Source organism: Ruegeria sp. C12 (assembly GCF_056537745.1).
The window spans coordinates 194,208-210,818 of sequence record NZ_JBQFSA010000002.1; the positions used below are offsets into that span (position 1 = coordinate 194,208).

The window sequence follows — 16,611 nt, forward strand, 5'->3', positions numbered from 1 at the left end:
GGGCTGTCTTCCTAGACGGGCGCCACGGGGGCGAGCATAAGGACAAAAGGAACCGCAACCAAAGCGGACAACAAAACCACACCGAACGATTTCCAAAGCGATCCGAACTGATGCGCCTCGTTCAGGAAATGCAACGTGATGTAGAGACTCAGGATCGCGGTGGCCAACAGCAACACCGCCATCAGAAACGGGATCGTCAGGCTCAGGATCAGGACGCCAAGCAATGCCGCGATCTGCAGGTATTGCACCCAGACGATCAGCACCATCATCCCCTCGAACCGCGCCGTTCCGCCCAGAAAACGGCCGACGAACAGGAAGGCAAGGATACTGAACATCATCGTACCTGCCGAGCGAACCAATACAATCGGAACGCTTTCCGTAATCGGGCCAGCATCGCCTTCGACAACCGGAATCGACAGATCAATGCCCAACTGGATTATGCAGTTCAGCACAACGGCAAGGAAAAACGCCAGCCAAAGCACCTCGCGCCCCGGGTTCAGGGCCAAAAGCTGACGCGCCGCCTCGGCGGGTTGTCTTAGCGTCAGAACCGCCAGTTGACCCAGGTTCGGAGTATTCATTCAGCGGACCTTTGTACTTGTCGCAGTCCGGATAACCAGAACCAGACAAAAACGGCAACCCAAATCAAACCCACAAGGGTCAGCGTTGGACCAGAGCCGATGAACCCGGCGACCAGCCCGTTCAGCAAAACCAAGGGGGCGGAAGACAGCAAGGCCCAGAACAACGCCAAACGCGCGCCATAGGGCGTCCCTTTGCCACCCGCCAAACGCGCGGCCCAATGCGAGATCAGCGCCAGACTGTAAAAGAACAACGGCAGGATAAAGACCGAGCCCAGCAAGGCACCGCCCAGCAGCATGTTCAGCTCCACCCCTTCAAGATGCGCACGGCGCGCAAGGCTTGGCATCTGGGCGATGAAGGACACAATGCAGAAGGCCATGACGAAAATCAGCGCCCGGTCTTCGCGCGGCCCCATATCCAGAAGCCGGCGCACGACACGCCCCGGCCCCCGGTATGTGGCAACGATATCTGACGACACAGGCATCAGCTGCGGCGCGCCAACCAACCTTCCAGACGGCTCACGATGGCCTCGGCCAATGCGCCGTCTTCGATCTCGTCGACGGCCTCGGCCAGGAACGCCAGCGTCAGCATGTTGGTCGCGTCCTTGGTCGGAACCCCGCGCGAGCGCAGGTAGAACAGCGCGGTCTCGTCAATCGCGCCCGAGGTCGAGCCGTGCGAGCAGGCCACGTCGTCGGCGTAGATCTCAAGCTCGGGCTTGGCGAGGAACTGGCTGTCATCATCCAGAAGCAGCGACTGGCTGATCTGATAACCGTCGGTTTTCTGAGCACCTTCTTTCACAAGGATCTTGCCCTGAAAAACGCCGGTCGCACCGTTGCGCAGCACTTTCTTGAACACCTGACGGCTTTCGCAATTCACCGCGTCATGGGTGATGAAGACGGTGTCATCGTGATGAAAGTCACCATCGCCGACACAGGCCCCCGCCACATGCGCGACGGCGTCATCGCCGGTCAATTCGACAACCTGTTCATTTCGGGTCAGTACACCATTCACGGTCAGGGTGAAGGACTTGTAGACAGACTCGGTGCCCAGACGGGTGAACATATGGGTCGCGGCCCGACGCTCCCAATCCCTGCCCTGCGCGCGGATGTGATGCAGTGTGCCGTTATCGGCAATGTCGATCTCCATGCACTTGTTGAAGCGCGACGCGGCGGGGCCGGTTTCCAGAATGGTCGCCTCGGCACCGCTTTCAACGCGGATTACGTGGTGCAGGATCGCGTCCGATGTCGAGGACTCGTGCCGGTAGATCAGGTTGATCGGCTTGGACGGCTTACCCGTCACATGAATTGCAACCCCGTCCGACGCAAAGGCGGTGTTCAGCGCGGCCAGTGGGCGCTGCACCGGAACCTGTCCGCGGGCTTCCAGAACGCCATACAGGTCTTTGGCCCAATGGATGTCCTTGCAGCAGATGTCCTCCAGACGATCAATGCTCACGCCTTCCTGCGTCAGATCATCCGATTCCTCGGCGCTGAAAACACCGTCGATAAACACGATCTTGAGGCGGTCGAACTCGTGGAACACCAAGGGTTCATCATCCACGAAGACCGCAGCGGGCATGGCCGCAGGCGCGACCAGAGTGTCGGGCCGTGTGTATTTCCAATATTCGTCGCGACGGTTGGGCAGACCCATCTCAAGCACACGGGCCAGCGCATCTTCGCGCGCGGCGCGGGTGCATCCGGCATCCGGCATGGTCAGCGCTGCCAGCCGCGCCTCGGTTGCGGTTTGTTTGACTTCGGGCAAGGCCATCAGTTCACCTCGGCAAGAATGTCGGCATAACCGTTGTTTTCGACCTCAAGCGCCAGTTCCGGGCCACCGGATTTGACGATGCGACCGTTCGCCATGATGTGCACCACATCGGGTTTGATGTGATCCAGCAGGCGCTGATAGTGGGTGATCACAAGGAACCCGCGCCCTTCGTCGCGCAGCGCGTTCACACCTTCGGCCACCAGCTTCATCGCATCCACATCAAGGCCCGAGTCGGTCTCGTCCATGATGCACATCTTGGGTTCCAGCATGGCCATCTGCAGGATCTCGTTGCGCTTTTTCTCACCGCCCGAGAAACCAACGTTCACAGGACGTTTCAGCATGTCCGCGTCGATCTTCAGGGTCTTGGCCTTGGCGCGCACCTCTTTCAGGAAGTCCGCTGCCGACAGTTCCTCTTCCCCGCGTGCCTTTCGCTGAGCGTTTACAGCCGTACGCAGGAAGGTCATGTTGCCGACGCCCGGAATTTCGACCGGGTACTGGAACGCCAGGAACACACCAGCAGCGGCGCGCTCTTCCGGCTCCATCTCCAGCAGGTCTTCACCGTTCAGAGTGGCTGAACCTTCGGTCACTTCGTATCCATCACGGCCCGACAGCACATAGCTGAGCGTGGACTTGCCCGAGCCATTCGGCCCCATGATCGCGTGTACCTTGCCGGCCTCGACCGTCAGGTCCACACCTTTGAGGATCTGCTTGTCTTCTTCTTCAAGCTGTACGTGCAGGTTCTTGATTTCCAGCATGTTTTGTCCTTTTGCATCTCGCAAGGGGCATCGTCGCCCCGATAAATCCCTATCCCAGTACCTTGCGGATCAGCCGTGCAGCAATCCAACCCAGGATTACCCCACCACCAACCGCCCAGACCGGGTTGATGAAAGCCATGTGATTGATGTTCACGTAAGCTACCCCTAGCAGGCCGCCCAAAACCGGTAGCGCATAGCCCAGCCAGGTCAGCACATCATCCTTCTGGATGCCGTTCCGGGGTGACCGCGTCATCAGCCGACAGAGCCTTCCAGTGAAATCGCCACCAGTTGCTGCGCTTCCATGGCAAATTCCATCGGCAGCGCCTGCAACACGTCCTTACAGAACCCGTTCACGACCAGCGCCACGGCCTCTTCCTCGTCCATACCGCGCTGACGGCAGTAGAACAGTTGATCATCATCCACCTTCGACGTCGTCGCCTCATGCTCGACGCGGGACGAGTTGTTCTTGACCTCGATATACGGAACCGTATGCGCGCCGCATTTGTCGCCGATCAGCAAGCTGTCACATTGCGTGTAGTTCCGGCTGTCCTTGGCTTTAGGATGCATCGAGACAAGACCACGGTATGTGTTCTGCGCCTTGCCCGCACTGATGCCCTTGGACACGATGCGCGACTTGGTGTTCTTGCCTAGATGAACCATCTTGGTGCCGGTATCGGCCTGCTGATAATTGTTCGCAATCGCGATCGAATAGAACTCGCCCTGGCTTTCATTGCCGCGCAGGATGCAGGACGGATATTTCCACGTCACAGCCGAGCCGGTTTCGACCTGAGTCCACATCACCTTGGACCGATCACCCCGACAATCGGCGCGTTTGGTTACGAAGTTATAGATGCCGCCCTTGCCGTTCTCGTCCCCGGGGAACCAGTTCTGAACGGTCGAGTATTTCACCTCGGCGTCTTCTTCGACAATGATTTCCACCACAGCTGCGTGCAACTGGGCCGTATCACGCTGTGGCGCCGTACACCCTTCCAGATAAGACACGTACGAGCCCTTGTCGGCGATGATCAGCGTGCGTTCGAACTGACCGGTATTCTCCGCGTTGATGCGGAAATAGGTGCTCAGCTCCATCGGGCAGCGGACACCCGGCGGGATGTAGACGAACGAGCCATCCGAGAACACGGCCGAGTTCAAAGTGGCATAGAAGTTGTCCGACACTGGGACCACGGTGCCCAGATACTTCTTGACCAGCTCAGGATGTTCTTTGATCGCCTCGGAGATCGAACAGAAGATCACTCCGGCCTTTTTCAATTCGGCCTGGAATGTCGTCCCGACCGAAACCGAGTCGAACACTGCGTCCACAGCGACCTTGCGGCCTTCGGCGGGCGCATCTTCGGCACCTTCGACCCCGGCCAGAATCATCTGTTCTTTCAGCGGGATACCCAGCTTTTCGTAAGTCGCCAACAGCTTGGGATCGACGTCATCCAGCGACTTCGGCTTCTCCTCCATCGATTTCGGACGGGCATAGTAATACTGGTTCTGAAAATCGATCGGCGGGTAGTGCACCATGGCCCATTTCGGCTCGTCCATTTTGGTCCAGCGTTCAAAGGCCGACAGACGCCATTCAGTCATCCATTCGGGCTCTTCGTTCTTTTCCGAAATCAACCGCACGATATCCGGATTCACGCCCTTTGGCGCATACTCCATCTCGATATCGGTGTCCCAGCCGTATTTGTAGGTTCCGACCTCGCGTACCGCGTCCACGGTTTCCTGGTCGACACCTTCTTTCACCTGGGTCTGGTCCAAAGCGGCCATAACTTACCCTCCGTCAGATCACGCGGCGCGCGCGCGATGCTTTTTCTCTTTCTCAAGCCACGTTTCAGCGAAGCGCAGCACATTCTCTTTTGTTGTCAAAGGACCCAGCGAAACGCGGATCGCGCTGGCTGCTGTGACCTCATCAAATCCCATTGCAGTCAACACCGCGCTGGCACGAACCTTGCCGCTGGAGCAGGCAGAGCCCGCGCTGACTGCAAAACCCGACAGGTCCATCTGCATGACCTGCGTCTCGCCCTTCCAGCCGGGGGTCGCGAAACACAGAGTGTTCGGTAGTCGCTTTTGACCTTTCCCGACAAAAATAGGTGATTTAACTCCGGCCTCAAGAGCGTTTTCTAGAATATTTCTAAATTCTTCGACCTGCTCCCAAACACCGTTGACCAAATCCCGCGCGGCTGCTTCAGCTGCGGCCCCGAACCCCGCAATTCCAATCACATTTTCAGTTCCGGACCGACGCCCCATTTCCTGTCCGCCGCCCTTGATCTGAGCCGCCAGATCAGTGCCGCGTTTCATCACAACCGCGCCAACGCCCTTGGGCCCGCCCAGCTTGTGAGCTGAGATCAGCGCCATCTGCACGTCCAGCCAATTGAACGCAACAGGCAATTTGCCAAACGCCTGCGTGGCATCCGTCACGGCCAGACCCGACGGCAAGGACTGCACAATACCGGTTTCGGAATTGGCCAGTTGCAGTGTGGCGCGCGCCGGATCTTCCAAAGAAACCAGTCCCGTTGATAAAACAGGAATATCTTCATCAATCCAGGCTCTTACTGCATCATGTTCAATCGCGGGCCCATGCATATCGCGCCCTGCCAGCGTCAAGGCCGCACCCTCGGTCGAGCCTGAAGTGAACACCACATCCGCTCCATCCGCCCCAAAGGCCGATGCGACCTGCGCCCGCGCGCGTTCGATCAGCGCCTTGGCGGCACGCCCTTCTGCATGGACCGAGGACGGGTTCCCGCAGACCTCCATCGCCGCGATCATCGCGTCCCGCGCTTCGGGTCGCAACGGCGTGGTCGCGTTATGATCCAGATAAACGCGATTCATGGATGCATCTTTTTTCGGTTGCCTGTAACGTGAAACACCATCGCCTTACTCATCCACCACAGCGAACAGGCTGGGAACAGCAGGACAAGGCGCCAGATCGTTCTTGATCACATCCGACAGCCGCGTCTGATGCAGGAATACGTAAACATGCGCGCTCAACCCCTCCCACAGACGATTGGTCAGGGATTGCGCGCGACTGCCCGAGGACGCGCCGGATGCACCTGCCCCTTTGGTCATCGCGTCAACGGTTTCGTCAACGGCTGACAGAACCTCGACCACGCGAATGTCCGAGGCCGGGCGCGCCAGTCGATAGCCGCCACCGGGGCCACGGACCGAAGACACAAGCTCGGCCCGGCGCAGCTTGACGAACAATTGCTCAAGATACGGTAGCGATATGTCCTGACGCTCTGAGATCTCGCCCAGCGTCACAAGCTGATCCGAGGGCTGCAGCGCAATGTCAGCCAGCGCAACCATGGCGTAACGACCTTTCGTCGAAAGCTTCATTGACAATCCCTCATGGCAAGATGCGCGCGAAATCATTGACGCCGCCGCCGCCAGTGCGTATCTCCGACGGACAGCGACGGTACGCGCCGCTACATATTAGAACCGTTCTAAGGTGCCCGACGATTATCGTCAAGTATATCCGGGCTCTCGGAAGAAAAAGACAGGACCAAAGCACACATGCCCGAGGTGATTTTTCCCGGACCCGAAGGCCGCCTGGAAGGCCGTTACCACCCGCAAAAGGAAAAAGACGCACCGATCGCCATCGTGTTGCACCCGCACCCACAGTTTGGCGGGACCATGAACAACAAGGTCGTCTACAACCTGCACTATGCGTTCTACAACATGGGTTTCACCGTGTTGCGCTTTAACTTCCGCGGCGTGGGCCGCAGCCAGGGCGAATATGATCAGGGCGTAGGCGAGTTGAGCGATGCGGCCTCGGCTCTGGACTACCTGCAGTCGATGAACAACAACTCGAAACACTGCTGGGTCGCTGGCTTTTCGTTCGGTGCGTGGATCGGGATGCAATTGCTGATGCGCCGGCCCGAAATCACGGGCTTTATCAGCGTGTCGCCCCCGGCGAACATGTATGACTTTTCGTTCCTGGCGCCCTGCCCGTCTTCCGGTCTGATCATCAACGGATCAGCCGACCGCGTTGCCCCTCCGGCGGACACCACATCGCTGGTGAACAAGCTGCATGAACAGAAAGGCATCACCATCACCCATAACGAGGTCGAAGGTGCAGACCATTTCTTCCAGGACCGTCACATGGATACACTGATCACCGATGTCAGCGACTATGTGAAACGCCGCCTGACCGAGACCACGCGCTAATGTCTGACACCATCACCACCCTCGCCGCCAAACTGGCCGAGGATACGATGAAGGTTATGGACGAAACCGGCGACGACCGGTTCTTTGTCGAGGTGGGTGAGGTTCTGGGCGCGGCGTCGCAATCGCTGGAAGAGGCATTTCTGACCGAAATCCGCGTCCGGATGGCGGAACGCAAGGCGCGCACCTTTGTGATCAAGCGTCTCAGCGACCACCGCTCAAAAGTGAAAGCTATCGAAAAGCAATGAGTGATCGTCTGTCGGCCCAAATCGCCTTTCTGAAACAGGCCGACAGGTTGAAAACAGTGGAACGGGCAAACGTCCTGCTGGACCTGTCCCGCTGTGAAAACTCGGCCGAGCATAGCTGGCATCTGGCCCTTTGGGCTTTGGTCATGGAGCCATTGGCCGGACCCGAGGTTTCGATTGACCGGGTGATCCGCATGTTGCTGTTGCATGATCTGGTTGAGATCATCGTGGGCGACCATCCGATCCATCTGCAGACCGACTGGCAGGCCGTCGCCAAGGCTGAACAAGCCGCGGCCTCGGAACTGTTTGGCCTGCTGCCCGCCGATCAGGCGGCGGAGTTTCAAAGCCTCTGGAAGGAGTTCGAGGCCGATCAATCCGCCGACGCCCGTTTTGCAAAAATTCTGGATCGCTCTCAGCCCCTATTTCAGGTGCTCTGCGCGCAGCATCCTCGGGCCGATCATATTGACGTCGTGCAAGATAATCTGGACGGTGGGCGCGCAGCTTATCTGGCGCAGGATTTCCCTTTGGCCTTTGGTCATGCGCGGGCACTGCTGGACGGCGCGGATACGGACTCCAACGCATTTACAACACGCCTGCCCTTCCTGGCCGAGGCTGATCAGTTGAAAACAGTCCTGCGCGCCTCGCGCCTGATGGCGTCCGACCGGTTTGAGAATTCTGCCGAGCATTCCTGGCACATTATGCTCTATGCTTGGGTCTTGGCGGAATATGCCGAGGACGGAGTGTCCGAGGCCCGCGCCCTGCGCATGCTGTTGCTGCACGATATCGTCGAAATCGACGCCGGAGATCACCCGATCCACGGACAAGTGGATCACGCCGCCCAAACCGCCAAAGAGGAGGCGGCAGCAAAACGTCTGTTCGGCCTGCTTCCCGAACCGCAGCAAACGCAATTCGCGGCTCTGTGGCACGAGTTCGAGGCGGCGGAGACGCCGGATGCGCGGTTTGCCAAGGCCGTTGACCGGTTCCAGACCCCGGTGGCCAATCTGGAAACAGGTGGCGGGTCGTGGGTCGATTACAACGTAACCTATGCTCAGCTGGAAACACGGGTACGACCGGCGGTTGAAGGCGGTGCCCCGCAGCTTTGGCAGTGGCTACAGCCGCAACTGTCCGCCTTTTTTCAATCGCACAGCACAGCGGACGCATAGCCATAAATAGGAAAAGGAGCCCAAAGGCCCCTTTTCCCTCTGCTTCGTTCTGATCGGCGCTTAAATTACGCTACCATCCAACTTTTCAACCATATTGGCTGCATCAGTATCGACGGACCCCCCGCCAGCAAGCCACCCAAGCGCTACGATAACAAACGCAGCAAGAATGACGGTTTTTGCAAATAACGTCATGAAACAATACTCAGTAACAAAAAAACCAATACACGGGGGAACTTTACACAAATTCAACTTTACCCATAGTCAGGTATACCTGACCTTCATGTTGTGGGTCGGCACTGCTTTCCAACTGAATGTGCTTGCCGCAGATTGCAAAGTCGTGGTCAAGCTTGCCTGGGTTTATTGAGACAAAGGTATAAAACATGCCCAAAGCCTACCTGATCCTGCTGCTCGCGGTCTTTGCAGAAACCGTAGGGACAACTGCGTTGCAGGCCAGCCAGCAATTCACGCGGCTTTGGCCGTCGGTTCTGGTCGTTGTCAGCTATGGGTTTGCCTTCTACCTTTTGGGCCTGACCCTGAAATTCATGCCGGTTGGTATCGTCTACGCAATCTGGTCCGGATTGGGGATATTCTTCATCGCAATAATTGGCTTCGTTGTCTTTGGACAAAAACTGGACATCTGGGCCGTTCTGGGGCTGACCCTGATCCTGGCCGGAATTCTGATCATTCACCTGTTTTCGAAGACTGCGGGCCATTGAACGCCTGTTAGGGGTGGTAACTTTGCGCGTGCCGCGTTATGCGCGCGGCAACTTCCCGTTCAAAGGCTGACCTCTCATGGACCTGCGCAACATCGCAATCATCGCTCACGTGGACCACGGCAAGACGACCCTGGTGGATGAGCTGCTCAAACAATCCGGCGCGTTCCGGGAAAACCAGGCCGTGGCGGAACGCGCCATGGATAGCAACGATCTGGAACGCGAGCGTGGCATCACCATTCTGGCCAAAGCCACCTCGGTCGAGTGGAAGGGCACACGCATCAACATCGTTGACACCCCTGGCCACGCCGATTTCGGTGGTGAGGTTGAGCGGATCCTCAGCATGGTGGACGGCGTGGTCCTGCTGGTCGACGCTGCCGAAGGTCCGATGCCGCAGACCAAGTTTGTGACCTCCAAGGCGCTGGCGCTGGGCCTGCGGCCTATCGTTGTCCTGAACAAGGTCGACAAACCGGATGCCGAGCCCGACCGGGCGCTGGACGAGTGCTTTGACCTGTTCGCCAACCTCGGCGCCGATGACGACCAGCTGGATTTCCCGGCCATGTATGCCTCGGGCCGGTCCGGCTGGGCCGATATGGAGCTGGACGGTCCACGCAAGGACCTGACCGCCCTGTTCGACCTGATCGTGGATCACGTCCCCGCGCCCAAGCAGGCCGAAAAGAAAGACGAACCTTTCCGCATGCTGGCCACCACATTGGGCAGCGACCCGTTCATTGGCCGTATCCTGACCGGGCGCGTTGAAAGCGGCACCCTGAAAGCCGGTGACAGCCTCAAGGCGCTCAGCCGCGACGGTACGCTGATTGAAAACTTCCGCGCCTCGAAAATTCTGGCTTTCCGTGGTCTGGCGCAGCAACCCATCGATGTGGCCGAAGCAGGCGACATCGTCACCATCGCCGGGATGAGCAAGGCGACAGTCGCCGACTCGCTGGTCTCGCCGCAAGTAGACGAGGCCCTGCCCGCCCAGCCCATCGATCCGCCCACCATCACCGTAACCTTCGGCATCAACGACTCGCCCCTGGCCGGGCGTGACGGCAAAAAGGTGCAGTCCCGCGTGATCCGTGATCGCCTGATGAAAGAGGCTGAATCCAACGTCGCCATCCGCATCTCTGACACCCCCGGAGGTGAAGCGTTCGAGGTTGCGGGCCGTGGCGAATTGCAGATGGGCGTTCTGATCGAAAACATGCGCCGTGAAGGGTTCGAACTCAGCATCTCACGCCCGCAGGTTCTGTTCCGCGAGGAAAACGGTCAGAGGCTGGAACCGGTCGAAGAAGTTACCATTGACGTGGATGACGAATACTCGGGCGCGGTGATCGAAAAAATCACCGGCGCGCGCAAGGGTGAGCTGGTCGAGATGCGCCCCGCAGGTGCGGGTAAAACCCGCATTATCGCCCATGTCCCCTCGCGCGGCCTGATCGGCTATCACGGCGAATTCCTGACTGACACGCGCGGCACAGGCGTACTGAACCGGGTGTTCCATGACTGGGCTACTCACAAAGGCCAGATCCCCGGTCGTCGTGCTGGTGTTCTCATCTCGATGGAAAAAGGTCAGGCCGTCGCTTACGCGCTGTGGAATCTGGAAGAGCGTGGCCGGATGTTTGTGGGCCCTCAGGCAGAAGTGTATCAAGGCATGGTGATCGGTGAGCATTCACGCGACAACGATCTGGAAGTGAACCCTCTGAAGGGCAAGAAACTGACCAACGTGCGCGCCAGCGGATCTGATGACGCAGTACGCCTGACGCCGCATGTTCAGTTCTCGCTGGAAGAGGCGATTGCCTATATCGACGATGATGAACTGGTCGAGGTAACCCCCAACGCCATTCGTCTGCGCAAGCGCTTTCTGGACCCCCATGAACGCAAGCGCATGGCGAAATCCGCCTAAATTGTGGCAAATGGTCGATTTCGAAATTGGAAACAATGACACGAGTGTGACATTTTTTCATCCATCCCAAAAATGATGAAAATGGGGAGACCTTCCGTAACGGCAGGTCTAACCCCTGTTTTTCATGGTCGTTCAACTTTTAGTAAAGTTAAAATCAAGTGACTCACCCGATCCGGCCCTTGTAAATTCGGCCAGAGAAAGGTGTATTCATGACTAAAGTGTGACGTCGTTCATACAACGCACGGTTTCAATAGTGCATAAGATCGACGCAGTAAGTAATGAGTTTCAAGGAGTAGCGCCATGCGCATCAAGTCTCGTATACTACCCGTTATATTTGCATCAGCTACACTTCCTTTGCTCGCGGCTGGTCCCGCATTGGCTGATGGGAAATGTACAGTTCGGACCGCCAAACAGTCTGTATCGACGGAAACCCTGTGTGCTTGTACCGTCGTTGAATCCCGTATGCTGCGGTATCTGCAGCGCCGTTCGGATTTCGAAGATATTCTGGCCCGGACGCTTCAGACCTGCCCCGCGTTCGCAGCAGTTCTGACCGACTTCCCGACAGCGTCGATCGGCGCGCCGTCACAGCGTTCCGGCGACGGTCCGGCTGACGAAAACGGCGGTGGGTCCAGTTCTGGCGGAGGATCAAGCTCCGGAGGTGGGTCCAGTTCCGGTGGTGGATCAAGCTCTGGCGGCTCAAGCTCCGGCGGCGTGACGCCTACTGGCGGTTCCAGTGGTGGATCAAGCTCGGGCGGATCAAGTTCCGGTGGCTCCAGCTCCGGCGGATCAAGTTCCGGTGGCTCCAGCTCCGGCGGATCAAGCTCAGGTGGCTCCAGCTCCGGCGGATCGAGCTCGGGCGGCTCCAGCTCCGGTGGGTCCGAAGGTGGCTCCAGCTCTGGTGGATCAAGCTCGGGTGGCTCCAGTTCCGGTGGTTCTGAAGGTGGCTCCAGCTCGGGCGGCTCAAGCTCTGGCGGATCAAGCTCCGGTGGTTCTGAGGGTGGCTCCAGCTCTGGTGGTTCCAGTTCGGGCGGCTCCAGCTCTGGTGGGTCCGAAGGTGGCTCCAGTTCTGGTGGGTCCAGCTCCGGTGGTTCCAGCTCCGGCGGTGGATCTGAAGGCGGCGGAACCGAAGGGGGTGACTCGCCCGAAGGTAACGGAACCGAAGGCGGCGGCTCGCCTGAAGCCGGTGATCAGGGCACGAACTAAGCTCGGGTTAGAATGCAAAAAAGCCAGCGGTTGTAACTATCGCCGCTGGCTTTTTGCGATGCGTTCTTGGTCTTACGTTAACTGCTACCGTAGACACCAACCCAACGCCGAGGTTGTTTGGGATCCTGCATGCGAAGGAACAGATACTGGGTCGCGGACCAGGGTTTAATTTGATTGGTCAGATTGTCCAGAACCAAATCCCCCTGCGCCGAACGGTAGACCAATACAGCATGTGCATTGCGGTGTTTGTCGAGCACAGTTGCAATCAGCAGTTTTCTGGGATCGATACCTGCGTTGATCAGATCGCGCTTTTTCAACAAGGCGAAATCCTCGCAATCGCCACCGCGCGAGGTCGGAAGCGCCCAACGTTCGCGGGTTCTGTACTGCGATTGATCGGTCACTTCGCGAATGGTGGCGTTTACGTGGCGATTGATACGCTGAACGATCTGCATCTCTTGCTGGCTGGTCAGCGACCCGGACCGTTTCGTGGTGCAGGCCCAATCATACTGGCGGCACAACTGACGTGCGCCGGTTGGCGGAGGGGACGCGGACACACTGGTGATGAAAGCCCCTTCCGAGGCCTGGGCAACGGTAGCCCCCAGGAACGTGCCAAAAGTAATGGCAACGACACCCAAAAAGCGCTCCGAACCTGCCGCAGCGCGTCCTAAGATGGACGTGAATTTCCCGCCATTCGATTTCATGCCTGTCCCTCGATCCAAGTCTCTCCGAGCGATTGTCGTCAAACCGGACCATATTCCGTTTTCAGAAACTATCCGTAAACGTGGCCGATTATGCAATCTAGGTCGAAACTGAAGGGGAAAAAGGGCGGAAATTCGTCACTTATTTTGACCATTTCGGGCAAGAAATGGGTTCAGATGGCCACAATTGTGACGGGAAACCTGAACGGACACTCGCCCGAGCAGGCTTAAGTGTATGACATTTATGAAGTAAAACTCACGCCTTTCGCGAGCCTGCTGTTGCCACAATCATGCCATCCGCGCCTTGGCTGATTTTCGCTTACATACGGCCCACTTGCACGCGACGCGCCCAAAACGCACCGCGCCTGGTGATTCTCAGTCGGTGATCTCAACCACCACCAACTCACGTTCGCTGGCATCGCGCGCGTGATCCAGCGCCGTTTGGTAGTCATCCGAATTGTAACAGTCCACCGCCGCTTCGACGGACGGGAACCGGGCGACCACATTCCGTGGCCGCTCTTTCCCTTCTAACTGAACGTAACGGGCGGCGCGGGCGATGAACTCACCGCCATGTTTGGCGATCGCGGGTCCGGCCAGCTCGGCGTATTTTCCATATGATTCGGCGTCGGTCACCGTTACGTGCGAAATCCAGAGTGCGGGCATGTTACGCTCCCAATACCTGTTCGGCGGCCTTGATCGCCGCGTCGGCGTTGGAGGCATCCTTGCCCCCGCCCTGCGCCATATCGGGACGGCCTCCGCCGCCTTTCCCGCCCAGTTCCACAACAGCGGCCTTCACCAGATCCACCGCGGAAACCGTGTCGGTCAGGTCCGACGTTACACCAGCCGCAACAGCGGCCTTGCCACCAGCATCCGCGATCAACAATACCGCGCCCGAGCCAAGACGGGCTTTGTGTTCGTCTATCAGCGCAGGCAGGTCCTTGCCCGATACACCGCTCAGCGCCTGGGCCAGGAACTTGATGCCATTGACCTCGCGCGCCTCGGCCCCGTTGCCCTGCCCCGCGCCGCCAGCCATGGCCAGATCCCGGCGCAGCTGAGCGACCTCGTTTTGCAGCGCCTTGCGTTCGTCCAGCAAAGATTTGACGCGGCTGACCACATCATCCGGCTGCGCTTTCAACTCTGTCGCGATCTGGGCCAGACGATGATCCTGCGCCGAAAGATAGCGGAACGCCTCATCCCCGGTCAGCGCTTCGATCCGCCGGACACCGGCGCTGCTGGCGCTGTCGCCCAGAACAACAAAGGTTCCGATGTCGCCGGTTTGGCGCACATGCGTGCCGCCGCACAGTTCAATCGACCAGGTCTCGCCATCCTGTCCCTTACCGGTCGGCGCTTTGCCCATCGACACAACGCGCACTTCGTCGCCGTATTTCTCACCAAACAAGGCCTGCGCACCCAGCCCCCGCGCGTCATCCGGGGTCATGATCCGGGTTTCGACGGTCGAGTTCTGGCGGATGAAATCATTCACCTCGCGTTCAACCTTTTGGATTTCGTCCAGCGTCAACGCTTTCGAGTGGCTGAAATCGAACCGCAGGCGGTCGGATGCATTCAACGACCCCCGCTGCGCCACGTGATCACCCAGTGTTTCGCGCAAGGCCTCGTGCAGCAAATGCGTCGCCGAGTGATTGGCACGGATCGCCGAACGGCGCGCGTGATCAACCTCCAACTCAACCGCGTCGCCCTTGGATAAAGCGCCGTGATCCACGGTTACTTTGTGCGCATAGACCTTTCCGTCTGCGAATTTCTTTGTGTCCTCGACGCGCGAAACATCATCGCGTTCTTCCAGCCGACGGATTTCACCCGTGTCGCCAACCTGACCGCCGGCCTCGCCGTAGAACGGGGTTTGGTTCACCACGACCCAGCCCCTGTTGCCCTGCTCGATCTTGTCGACCAAAGCGCCATCGACGATCAGCGCGGCAACCTGACCTTCGGCTTTCTCGGTATCGTAACCCAGAAAATCCGTGGCCCCCGCGCTGTCCAGCACGTCGAACCAGACGGCCTGATCCGCTGCTTCGCCCGAACCCGCCCACGCGGCACGGGCCTTGGCCTTTTGCTCGGCCATGGCGGCGTCGAACCCATCGGTATCGACGGTTCGGCCTTTTTCGCGCAGCGCATCCTGCGTCAGGTCCAGCGGGAACCCATATGTGTCATACAGCTTGAACGCCGCATCGCCGGGCAAAGCCGCACCTTCGGGCAGGCCTGCAACTTCATCATCCAGCAGTTTCAGGCCGCGATCCAATGTCTGTTTGAAACGGGTTTCCTCAAGCAGCAGAGTCTCTTCGATCAGCGGCTGCGCCTGTCCAAGTTCGGAATATTGCGCGCCCATCAATTGCACCAGAGTCGGAACCAGCCGGTGCATAACCGGATCTTTTGCGCCCAGCAGATGCGCATGGCGCATCGCGCGGCGCATGATCCGGCGCAGCACGTAGCCGCGCCCGTCATTGGATGGCATCACACCATCCGCGATCAGGAACGAGGTCGAGCGCAGGTGATCCGCAATCACCCGGTGGTGCACGTTCTGGTCGCCATAGGGATCAACGCCAGTTGCATCCGCCGACGCCTCGATCAGCGTTTTGAACAGGTCAGTGTCATAGTTGTCATGGCTGCCCTGCAGCAGCGCGCCAATCCGTTCCAGCCCCATACCGGTGTCAATCGACTGCATGTCGAGTTCCACCATCGAGCCGTCCTCGAACTGCTCGTTCTGCATGAAAACGATGTTCCAGATTTCGATGAACCGGTCGCCATCTTCCTCGGCTGATCCCGGTGGCCCGCCCCAGATGTGGTCGCCGTGGTCATAGAAAATCTCGGTGCACGGGCCACAGGGGCCGGTCGGGCCCATTTGCCAGAAATTGTCACTGGTGGCGATGCGGATGATCCGATCCTCAGGCACGCCGACCTTTTTCCAGATCTCGAACGCTTCATCATCGGTGTGATAAACCGTTGTCAACAAACGGTTCTTGTCGATACCGAATTCCTTGGTGATCAGCTCCCACGCGAAAGGAATCGCCTCGGGTTTGAAGTAGTCGCCGAACGAGAAATTCCCTAACATCTCGAAAAACGTATGGTGCCGCGCGGTGTAACCCACATTGTCCAGATCGTTGTGCTTGCCGCCGGCACGCACACACTTCTGCGCCGTGGTGGCGCGCTGGTAGTCGCGGGTTTCAACGCCCGTGAACAGGTTCTTGAACTGCACCATGCCCGAGTTCACGAACATCAGCGTCGGGTCGTTGCGCGGCACCAATGGGCTGGACGCAACCACCTCGTGCCCCTGCTTGGCGAAGTAGTTCAGAAAGGTCGATCGGATATCGTTCAGCGTGGGCATCAGGCTCTCTCAGCGCGAAATCATACTCGTTTGCGCAGGTTTACCGCCGCGTCCGGGGAGTGTCCACAGCATAGCCGTTCCAAACGAAACAAG

The 16,611-nt window shown here is 58.6% G+C and carries 17 protein-coding genes; 6 read left to right on the top strand and 11 right to left on the bottom strand.

What is annotated here, in order from left to right; translation table 11 throughout:
• Positions 1–11 precede the first annotated feature (11 nt).
• The 8 genes from ACR0C9_RS06165 to iscR are packed head-to-tail and all read right to left on the bottom strand — an operon-like array spanning position 12 to position 6,434.
• Positions 12–578, bottom strand: a complete 567-nt coding sequence (locus ACR0C9_RS06165) for a YIP1 family protein (RefSeq protein ID WP_170450624.1) — start codon at positions 576–578, stop codon at positions 12–14.
• Positions 575–1,060: a YIP1 family protein gene (locus ACR0C9_RS06170; protein ID WP_170450622.1), complete on the bottom strand. Its 486-nt coding sequence runs from the start codon at positions 1,058–1,060 to the stop codon at positions 575–577. Before ACR0C9_RS06170 ends, ACR0C9_RS06165 begins: the two co-directional genes overlap by 4 nt.
• Entirely contained in the window at positions 1,060–2,340 is a 1,281-nt protein-coding gene (locus tag ACR0C9_RS06175) for a SufB/SufD family protein (protein ID WP_480780603.1), read from the bottom strand. The genes ACR0C9_RS06170 and ACR0C9_RS06175 overlap by 1 nt, the downstream gene beginning before the upstream one ends.
• Positions 2,340–3,095, bottom strand: coding sequence for a Fe-S cluster assembly ATPase SufC (gene sufC / locus ACR0C9_RS06180; RefSeq protein WP_170518681.1), 756 nt, complete (start codon positions 3,093–3,095; stop codon positions 2,340–2,342). Before sufC ends, ACR0C9_RS06175 begins: the two co-directional genes overlap by 1 nt.
• A 49-nt stretch (positions 3,096–3,144) precedes the next feature.
• Positions 3,145–3,348, bottom strand: coding sequence for a hypothetical protein (locus ACR0C9_RS06185; protein WP_170450615.1), 204 nt, complete (start codon positions 3,346–3,348; stop codon positions 3,145–3,147).
• Positions 3,348–4,868 (bottom strand): Fe-S cluster assembly protein SufB, encoded by a 1,521-nt coding sequence (sufB, locus tag ACR0C9_RS06190; RefSeq protein ID WP_170518684.1) that lies wholly within the window; start codon positions 4,866–4,868, stop codon positions 3,348–3,350. Before sufB ends, ACR0C9_RS06185 begins: the two co-directional genes overlap by 1 nt.
• Positions 4,869–4,886: 18 nt before the next feature.
• Positions 4,887–5,930: a cysteine desulfurase family protein gene (locus ACR0C9_RS06195; RefSeq protein WP_480780604.1), complete on the bottom strand. Its 1,044-nt coding sequence runs from the start codon at positions 5,928–5,930 to the stop codon at positions 4,887–4,889.
• Between the two features lie 45 nt (positions 5,931–5,975).
• Positions 5,976–6,434: a Fe-S cluster assembly transcriptional regulator IscR gene (gene iscR / locus ACR0C9_RS06200; protein ID WP_170450610.1), complete on the bottom strand. Its 459-nt coding sequence runs from the start codon at positions 6,432–6,434 to the stop codon at positions 5,976–5,978.
• A gap of 177 nt (positions 6,435–6,611) precedes the next feature.
• On the opposite strand from iscR, the gene ACR0C9_RS06205 reads away from it, so the two are divergent.
• The 6 genes from ACR0C9_RS06205 (at position 6,612) to ACR0C9_RS06230 (ending at position 12,483) form a co-directional block, all read left to right on the top strand.
• Positions 6,612–7,265 (top strand): alpha/beta hydrolase, encoded by a 654-nt coding sequence (locus ACR0C9_RS06205; RefSeq protein ID WP_170450609.1) that lies wholly within the window; start codon positions 6,612–6,614, stop codon positions 7,263–7,265.
• Complete coding sequence (locus ACR0C9_RS06210) at positions 7,265–7,510, top strand: hypothetical protein (protein WP_170450608.1); 246 nt, start codon at positions 7,265–7,267, stop codon at positions 7,508–7,510. The genes ACR0C9_RS06205 and ACR0C9_RS06210 overlap by 1 nt, the downstream gene beginning before the upstream one ends.
• Entirely contained in the window at positions 7,507–8,670 is a 1,164-nt protein-coding gene (locus ACR0C9_RS06215; protein ID WP_480780605.1) for an HD domain-containing protein, read from the top strand. Before ACR0C9_RS06210 ends, ACR0C9_RS06215 begins: the two co-directional genes overlap by 4 nt.
• A 380-nt stretch (positions 8,671–9,050) precedes the next feature.
• The gene (locus ACR0C9_RS06220; RefSeq protein ID WP_170518694.1) at positions 9,051–9,386 is read left to right on the top strand and encodes an SMR family transporter; all 336 of its coding nucleotides are present in this window, start codon (positions 9,051–9,053) and stop codon (positions 9,384–9,386) included.
• 76 nt (positions 9,387–9,462) lie between these two features.
• Positions 9,463–11,280, top strand: a complete 1,818-nt coding sequence (typA, locus tag ACR0C9_RS06225) for a translational GTPase TypA (protein WP_480626020.1) — start codon at positions 9,463–9,465, stop codon at positions 11,278–11,280.
• A 462-nt stretch (positions 11,281–11,742) separates the two neighbouring features.
• Positions 11,743–12,483, top strand: a complete 741-nt coding sequence (locus ACR0C9_RS06230; protein ID WP_480581111.1) for a hypothetical protein — start codon at positions 11,743–11,745, stop codon at positions 12,481–12,483.
• A 77-nt stretch (positions 12,484–12,560) separates the two neighbouring features.
• Here the strand turns inward: ACR0C9_RS06230 and ACR0C9_RS06235 are convergent, their stop codons facing one another.
• The 3 genes from ACR0C9_RS06235 to alaS all read right to left on the bottom strand — a co-directional run bounded on the left by ACR0C9_RS06235 (position 12,561) and on the right by alaS (position 16,518).
• Positions 12,561–13,118 (bottom strand): transglutaminase-like cysteine peptidase, encoded by a 558-nt coding sequence (locus tag ACR0C9_RS06235; protein ID WP_480780606.1) that lies wholly within the window; start codon positions 13,116–13,118, stop codon positions 12,561–12,563.
• A 438-nt stretch (positions 13,119–13,556) separates the two neighbouring features.
• Positions 13,557–13,844: a DUF1330 domain-containing protein gene (locus ACR0C9_RS06240; RefSeq protein WP_170450596.1), complete on the bottom strand. Its 288-nt coding sequence runs from the start codon at positions 13,842–13,844 to the stop codon at positions 13,557–13,559.
• Between the two features lies 1 nt (position 13,845).
• On the bottom strand, positions 13,846–16,518 hold the full coding sequence (gene alaS / locus ACR0C9_RS06245; RefSeq protein ID WP_480780607.1) for an alanine--tRNA ligase: 2,673 nt from the start codon (positions 16,516–16,518) through the stop codon (positions 13,846–13,848).
• Positions 16,519–16,611: the final 93 nt, after the last annotated feature.

Bases quoted from the DNA above. Each gene is read 5' to 3' on its own strand.
- ACR0C9_RS06195 (WP_480780604.1), bottom strand. From the start codon at position 5,930: ATGAATCGCGTTTATCTGGATCATAACGCGACCACGCCGTTGCGACCC.
- ACR0C9_RS06230 (WP_480581111.1), top strand. From the start codon at position 11,743: ATGCTGCGGTATCTGCAGCGCCGTTCGGATTTCGAAGATATTCTGGCC.
- ACR0C9_RS06185 (WP_170450615.1), bottom strand. From the start codon at position 3,348: ATGACGCGGTCACCCCGGAACGGCATCCAGAAGGATGATGTGCTGACC.
- ACR0C9_RS06210 (WP_170450608.1), top strand. From the start codon at position 7,265: ATGTCTGACACCATCACCACCCTCGCCGCCAAACTGGCCGAGGATACG.
- typA (WP_480626020.1), top strand. From the start codon at position 9,463: ATGGACCTGCGCAACATCGCAATCATCGCTCACGTGGACCACGGCAAG.
- sufB (WP_170518684.1), bottom strand. From the start codon at position 4,868: ATGGCCGCTTTGGACCAGACCCAGGTGAAAGAAGGTGTCGACCAGGAA.
- alaS (WP_480780607.1), bottom strand. From the start codon at position 16,518: ATGCCCACGCTGAACGATATCCGATCGACCTTTCTGAACTACTTCGCC.
- ACR0C9_RS06240 (WP_170450596.1), bottom strand. From the start codon at position 13,844: ATGCCCGCACTCTGGATTTCGCACGTAACGGTGACCGACGCCGAATCA.
- ACR0C9_RS06205 (WP_170450609.1), top strand. From the start codon at position 6,612: ATGCCCGAGGTGATTTTTCCCGGACCCGAAGGCCGCCTGGAAGGCCGT.
- sufC (WP_170518681.1), bottom strand. From the start codon at position 3,095: ATGCTGGAAATCAAGAACCTGCACGTACAGCTTGAAGAAGAAGACAAG.
- iscR (WP_170450610.1), bottom strand. From the start codon at position 6,434: ATGAAGCTTTCGACGAAAGGTCGTTACGCCATGGTTGCGCTGGCTGAC.
- ACR0C9_RS06170 (WP_170450622.1), bottom strand. From the start codon at position 1,060: ATGCCTGTGTCGTCAGATATCGTTGCCACATACCGGGGGCCGGGGCGT.
- ACR0C9_RS06175 (WP_480780603.1), bottom strand. From the start codon at position 2,340: ATGGCCTTGCCCGAAGTCAAACAAACCGCAACCGAGGCGCGGCTGGCA.
- ACR0C9_RS06165 (WP_170450624.1), bottom strand. From the start codon at position 578: ATGAATACTCCGAACCTGGGTCAACTGGCGGTTCTGACGCTAAGACAA.
- ACR0C9_RS06220 (WP_170518694.1), top strand. From the start codon at position 9,051: ATGCCCAAAGCCTACCTGATCCTGCTGCTCGCGGTCTTTGCAGAAACC.
- ACR0C9_RS06215 (WP_480780605.1), top strand. From the start codon at position 7,507: ATGAGTGATCGTCTGTCGGCCCAAATCGCCTTTCTGAAACAGGCCGAC.